Below are 4033 nucleotides of genomic sequence, written 5' to 3'. Positions count from 1 at the left end.
CCGTACTCGAATCAAGAGGCTGGCTCGCAAAACGATTTGCTTCTCGCGCTCAATAGAAATCCACGAAAAAGTCATTGGAGCCTTCATCGAAAAATATATGTTCTACTAATTGGAGGCATTACCCCTATTTTTAGGTTTATTCTGACGCTTAGGTTTTAGCGTTATTTTGGGCTTAGGTAAATTTGTTTCTATTTCGATAAGAAACCTATTGAACTCATCAAGACCACTTTTTAACATTGTATTAATGTCATCTGTATTAGTTTCTCCATGTAAACAAGCCATAACATGGTCTATAAGATAATCATCGAAAATTATACTATCTTCATGGAAATACTTCTTTTCACGATCTCCTATATGAACGACAGGAATCTGATGGCTGTTATCTCTTAAAATCACGATATAATGTTCAGTGACTCTCGCCATCTTCGCGCATTGTACTGAGAGATCTTTAGTATCAGAGTTTTTTAACGTGTTATTTTTGGCCTGACCTATGATACCTTTTTGAAGGCTTTCATCGGATGTAGAAATCCATTCTATCTTAATCCCAAAATCACATCCGAATCTGTGTTCAGGAGAATTTTTTCCCTTGTGTGCAGTTTTTGATGTCTTAAAGCGTAAATAATATCCATTACCAAAAGATATCTCTGCTAATGATAACCCAGCGCAAAATGCAGCGAAAAAATCATCCTCTTGTCTATAATTTTCCCTTGTAAAAATATTAGTGATTTTTGTAAGTTCAGCATGTAATTTCGTTTTTAATTCATTGTAGTCATCGATAGAAATGTTTAGCCTTTCGTAACTCATTTATAGTCCTTAATAATTATGAGTGTCAATTTTCTACTTGTTGTTAAATGCTTGTGATAGTTTATATGTTTTGAAACGTCAGAAAATAATAGCAGACTTAAAATGGAAATAACATGATTTTAGGTTGATAGCTCTCACGTATAAGTTTTCGCCTCGCGCGATGAGAAGTGAAGCATCAATGTGAAAAGCTATTTAGGTTAGTTGGATGAAATAGTATTAATTTCGATAGGTATTAATGCTGTTATGTGGGGTATCAACATCGGTTTGATAAGTTTTTTTATAAAATAAAATGAGTTGCCTGTATTGATAATTATTCAAAATGTGTTAAAGGAGAATATATAACAAATACAAGGAGGTGTAATGTATAAAAATAACGATGAAGCCATTGATTGGGAAGCGAAAAAACTGCTTGATGAAGGTGTTTATACCGATACAGAACAAGCCTATTTAGAAGCAGAAAAACGAGTGAATCAGATAAGGGAGAAATTCAGAGAGCATCAGGTTAAACAGCAATTTAAATTGAAGATAAAATCAATCAAGAAAAAACTGAATAATGATGACTATGCGAATATTCCTTATGCCAACAAGAAAAAACATTGGGGAGAATATAAATGACCAGAAAAGATATCAAACAACAAATTGCTTCAGCACAGGAACGTTTATACTTCTTGGAAGCTAAAAAGAAACAACAAACTAAAAAAGAAAATACTCGTCAGAAAATTATTTTCGGTGCAGAGGTTGCCAAAGTCTTAGGATGTGATATTGGTTATGTAGATAAAGAATTAGTCTTTGGGATTCTGCTTAACATCTCTAATTTACCTGAGCGTGATATTGATGTATACAGAGCACAGGGCCAAGTCTATATCGAAAATGTTATAAATAAGTCCAAATGTTAATTATGTTTTTCACGTCCGAACGGTGAACCGACCTAAAACTTGTTTTTAGGTCGGTGAACTGTTGAGCAAGCCCAAGAGGGCGCGGTAGCTAATTTATTCTCAACATTATCTCAGGAAGAGATTTGCAGCATATTCACCATTAATAAAAACATCACATTCATGAACTGGTGCTGAAAAAGTATGAATTTCTCTTTTGCAACGTGCCATAACTTTTTTACCATTGTAGGTTGCTGTATAGACATTGGTGAAACTATTGCTAAAGGCCCCGGCTAAACTTTTATCTTGATTCAAGAACGATTCATTTATAATTAGGGTTTCATTTATCCATAGCTTTAAAACACCATTTGGCATGTTTGCGCTAATGAGAAGTTGTTCGCCATCCTGAGTTCGGTAAGGTTGTTTTGCTGAAAAATTGGTACACCCCACTAGAAAAAGTGCTCCCAGAAGTAATACTCTGCCTGTCATTTCTTGTCCTTAAGTTAAATTTTTATATTTAATTTTAGAAAACACCCCTTTAAATAAAACTTAAAGGGGTGGGTTTTCTCAGATCTCAAAATCTTCCAAAGTCTTACCATTTTCAAGCGCAGCGGCGATAGCTTTTGGTGTACGGCCCTGACCTGTCCATAATTTTTCACTGCCGTTTTCATCGACATATTTATATTTGGCTGGACGAGGAGCACGTTTAGATTTTGTTGACTTGGTGGCAGAAACAGAACCGAGCAGTTCAGCCGGATCGATACCATCTTCTAACAGTTTGGCTCGAAGAGCTTCAATTTTTGCCAGACGTTCAGCCTGTTCTTGTTGAACTTTGGTTTCTTCTTCGCGGCGCTCTTCAACAATAACGGTGAGCTTTTCCAGCATTTCTTCCAGTGTCGCCAGATCGGTTTCTCGTGCCTGAGCACGCAGGGTCCGAATGTTATTTAATACTTTGAGAGCTTCACTCATAGCTTATTGTCCTGATGGTGATAAAGAATCATTGATGGGGTATATCGAAATTTGACACATGTCAGTAATAAATTATATATCAGTATGGATACGGAGGAAATAATGAAAAAGAAGAAATTAAAGAAAAATCCGCTTGAGGATACGGCAATATTAAGTCGAATTGCCAAAAACGCCTCACAGAAAGCGATCAACGAGGCATTCAAGGCTGGAATGCCTATCCACTGTATTTCAGAAGGAAAACTGGTAAAACTGTATCCTGATGGAAGAAAAGAGTGTGTCAAAGTTCTGAATATGGAACCTATTTCTCTCGCGTCAGCCGTTCATCAGTTAACCCACTAATTACATACCGCTATCTATTGTCTTATCCTATCTAATCGTTTATCTGTTTTTCATCGTTTGGATGAAAAGGAGTTAAACATGGTGCTATTAAAAAAAAGAAAATATAGAAAAGGGTTTTCTCTGCTGGAGTTGCTTTTAGTTTTAGGTATCGTTGCTGGGTTGGTTGTCAGTGCGTTTATTGTTTACCCTAAGGTTCAGGCAGCACAACGTGTAGAAATGGAAAGTAAGAACATCGCTGCAATTCAAGCCGGAGTGAAAGCGCTCTATTCCTCTGCGCCTGATTACAGTGGATTGAACAACACTGTTGCGCTTAATGCCAGTATTTTTCCTGACAGCATGTTAAGTGGTGAGGGAGATGAGAGAACGGTTGTGAATTCATTCAAAGGTGATGTTGAACTAGTTGCTTCGGGGATCAATCAGAATGGCAACATTATTGCCGATGCTGCTTTTTCTATAACTTATTATGGTGTACCAAGTGCTGAATGTATCAGGTTGATTTATGCTGTTCGCAATAATTTTAGTTCAGTACTAATAAACAGAGTCGCTGTTCCTCAAGATAGTTATGAATTTGCTGCAAGACGATGCAGTTCAACAACAAGCAACAGGATCACATTCATTTCATTATAATTAACTGCTATTAATATTTTCTATTTTTCTCCTTTGGTCAATAAAGATAAATGATATCTTGACCACTTTTTTATTTTTGCTAATTAACATGTATGTAAATAAAAAGGACGATGAAAATGAAAATAACAAATCAAAAAGGGTTTTCCCTATTGGAAATAACATTGGTGTTAGGTGTTGGCACAGCAATGGCTTTCATGAAGTTTCAGGACATGAAAAGCGATCAAGAGAAAGTAGTGGCGAATACCGTAGGTTCACAGATGAAACAGATGGGAGAAGCGGTTAATCGTTATATCAGTATTCGTTATGACAAGCTTTCAACATTAACTTCAAGCAGCAGCCAGAGCAGCGATCCGGGACCAAGAACCTGTACGGCTAATGGTTGTGAAATCACTTATCAGACGCTGGTAAATGAAGGGCTGTTG

9 protein-coding genes are annotated in these 4033 nt (G+C 36.5%); 6 read left to right on the top strand and 3 right to left on the bottom strand.

Annotated elements, in window-relative coordinates:
• The coding region (locus Q3A88_RS21630) for an IS1 family transposase (protein ID WP_317177712.1) at nucleotides 1-109 on the top strand (109 nt) is incomplete at its 5' end.
• Here the strand turns inward: Q3A88_RS21630 and Q3A88_RS21625 are convergent.
• The gene (locus Q3A88_RS21625; protein ID WP_317178638.1) at nucleotides 106-804 is read right to left on the bottom strand and encodes a hypothetical protein; all 699 of its coding nucleotides are present in this window, start codon (nucleotides 802-804) and stop codon (nucleotides 106-108) included. The genes Q3A88_RS21630 and Q3A88_RS21625 overlap by 4 nt on opposite strands.
• Before the next feature lie 360 nt (nucleotides 805-1164).
• On the opposite strand from Q3A88_RS21625, the gene Q3A88_RS21620 reads away from it, so the two are divergent.
• Both Q3A88_RS21620 and Q3A88_RS21615 read left to right on the top strand, forming a co-directional pair.
• Nucleotides 1165-1419, top strand: coding sequence for a hypothetical protein (locus Q3A88_RS21620; RefSeq protein WP_317178637.1), 255 nt, complete (start codon nucleotides 1165-1167; stop codon nucleotides 1417-1419).
• The gene (locus tag Q3A88_RS21615; protein ID WP_317178636.1) at nucleotides 1416-1700 is read left to right on the top strand and encodes a conjugal transfer protein TraD; all 285 of its coding nucleotides are present in this window, start codon (nucleotides 1416-1418) and stop codon (nucleotides 1698-1700) included. Before Q3A88_RS21620 ends, Q3A88_RS21615 begins: the two co-directional genes overlap by 4 nt.
• 105 nt (nucleotides 1701-1805) lie before the next feature.
• On the opposite strand, the gene Q3A88_RS21610 is transcribed toward Q3A88_RS21615, so the two are convergent.
• Nucleotides 1806-2165: a hypothetical protein gene (locus Q3A88_RS21610; RefSeq protein WP_317178635.1), complete on the bottom strand. Its 360-nt coding sequence runs from the start codon at nucleotides 2163-2165 to the stop codon at nucleotides 1806-1808.
• A 78-nt stretch (nucleotides 2166-2243) separates the two neighbouring features.
• Nucleotides 2244-2645: an H-NS family nucleoid-associated regulatory protein gene (locus Q3A88_RS21605; RefSeq protein WP_103157148.1), complete on the bottom strand. Its 402-nt coding sequence runs from the start codon at nucleotides 2643-2645 to the stop codon at nucleotides 2244-2246.
• 102 nt (nucleotides 2646-2747) lie between these two features.
• On the opposite strand from Q3A88_RS21605, the gene Q3A88_RS21600 reads away from it, so the two are divergent.
• The 3 genes from Q3A88_RS21600 to Q3A88_RS21590 form a co-directional block, all read left to right on the top strand.
• The gene (locus Q3A88_RS21600) at nucleotides 2748-2984 is read left to right on the top strand and encodes a hypothetical protein (protein WP_317178634.1); all 237 of its coding nucleotides are present in this window, start codon (nucleotides 2748-2750) and stop codon (nucleotides 2982-2984) included.
• Nucleotides 2985-3062: 78 nt separating this feature from the next.
• The gene (locus Q3A88_RS21595) at nucleotides 3063-3611 is read left to right on the top strand and encodes a type 4 pilus major pilin (RefSeq protein WP_317178633.1); all 549 of its coding nucleotides are present in this window, start codon (nucleotides 3063-3065) and stop codon (nucleotides 3609-3611) included.
• Between the two features lie 116 nt (nucleotides 3612-3727).
• The coding region (locus tag Q3A88_RS21590; protein WP_410522776.1) for a type II secretion system protein at nucleotides 3728-4033 on the top strand (306 nt) is incomplete at its 3' end.

Origin of the sequence: Pectobacterium sp. HCp5_1, assembly GCF_032905925.1 — a bacterium.
GTDB classification, from domain to species: Bacteria; Pseudomonadota; Gammaproteobacteria; order Enterobacterales; family Enterobacteriaceae; genus Pectobacterium; species Pectobacterium brasiliense_A.
Note: the sequence above shows the minus strand (reverse complement) of the source record. Positions and strands in the feature narration are given on the sequence as shown.

Bases quoted from the DNA above. Each gene is read 5' to 3' on its own strand.
- Q3A88_RS21620 (WP_317178637.1), top strand. From the start codon at position 1,165: ATGTATAAAAATAACGATGAAGCCATTGATTGGGAAGCGAAAAAACTG.
- Q3A88_RS21605 (WP_103157148.1), bottom strand. From the start codon at position 2,645: ATGAGTGAAGCTCTCAAAGTATTAAATAACATTCGGACCCTGCGTGCT.
- Q3A88_RS21615 (WP_317178636.1), top strand. From the start codon at position 1,416: ATGACCAGAAAAGATATCAAACAACAAATTGCTTCAGCACAGGAACGT.
- Q3A88_RS21595 (WP_317178633.1), top strand. From the start codon at position 3,063: ATGGTGCTATTAAAAAAAAGAAAATATAGAAAAGGGTTTTCTCTGCTG.
- Q3A88_RS21625 (WP_317178638.1), bottom strand. From the start codon at position 804: ATGAGTTACGAAAGGCTAAACATTTCTATCGATGACTACAATGAATTA.
- Q3A88_RS21610 (WP_317178635.1), bottom strand. From the start codon at position 2,165: ATGACAGGCAGAGTATTACTTCTGGGAGCACTTTTTCTAGTGGGGTGT.
- Q3A88_RS21600 (WP_317178634.1), top strand. From the start codon at position 2,748: ATGAAAAAGAAGAAATTAAAGAAAAATCCGCTTGAGGATACGGCAATA.